Origin of the sequence: Aquimarina aggregata, from assembly GCF_001632745.1 — a bacterium.
Classification (GTDB): domain Bacteria; phylum Bacteroidota; class Bacteroidia; order Flavobacteriales; family Flavobacteriaceae; genus Aquimarina; species Aquimarina aggregata.
Window position 1 is genome coordinate 1 of record NZ_LQRT01000049.1, and the last position, 1139, is coordinate 1139.

1 pseudogene is annotated in these 1139 nt (G+C 45.7%); it reads right to left on the reverse strand.

Going from position 1 to position 1139, the window contains the following annotated elements:
• Positions 1–1139, reverse strand: a pseudogene (locus AWE51_RS23310) (gliding motility-associated C-terminal domain-containing protein); the annotation flags it as partial.

The following is a 1139-nucleotide window of genomic DNA, read 5'->3' on the forward strand; positions in this document are numbered from 1 at the left end:
TCATCTGTGACGACAGTCACATCGGGTGCAGGTGCAGTACATTGTGCATTGATTGCTGCGGGATTACTAGCGGTAGGATCAGTCGTATCATTAATGGTAATGGTTTGGGTCACATTGATGCTGTTCCCAGCGCCATCCGTAACACTATAGGTTCTAGTGATCTCTTCCGGATTACTGTTCCCATCACTCACATCACTGACAAAAGCTACTGTAGCCGTACCACAGTTATCTGCCTCATCAGTCACTACTGTCACATCGGGCGTAGGTGCACTACATTGTACATTGATTGCTGTGGGGTTACTAGCGGTAGGATCAGTTGTATCATTAATGGTAATGGTTTGGGTCACATTGATGCTGTTCCCAGCGCCATCCGTAACACTATAGGTTCTAGTGATCTCTTCTGGATTACTGTTCCCATCACTCACATCACTGACAAAAGCTACTGTAGCCGTACCACAGTTATCTGCCTCATCTGTGACTACAGTAATATCAGGTGTAGGTGCACTACATTGTGCATTGATTGCTGTGGGATTACTAGCGGTAGGATCAGTCGTATCATTAATGGTAATGGTTTGGGTCACATTGATGCTGTTCCCAGCGCCATCCGTAACACTATAGGTTCTAGTGATCTCTTCTGGATTACTGTTCCCATCACTCACATCACTTACAAAAGCTACTGTAGCCGTACCACAGTTATCTGCCTCATCAGTCACTACTGTCACATCGGGCGTAGGTGCACTACATTGTACATTGATTGCTGCCGGATTACTAGCGGTAGGATCAGTTGTATCATTAATGGTAATGGTTTGGGTAACATTGATGCTGTTCCCAGCGCCATCCGTAACACTATAGGTTCGGGTAATCTCTTCTGGATTACTGTTCCCATCACTCACATCACTGACAAAAGCTACTGTAGCCGTACCACAGTTATCTGCCTCATCAGTCACTACTGTCACATCGGGCGTAGGTGCACTACATTGGGCAGTAATTGCTGTGGGATTACTCGCAGTAGGATCAGTTGTATCATTAATGGTAATGGTTTGGGTCACATTGATACTGTTCCCTGCTCCATCCGTAACACTATAGGTTCGGATGATCTCTTCCGGATTACTGTTCCCATCACTCACATCACTGACAAA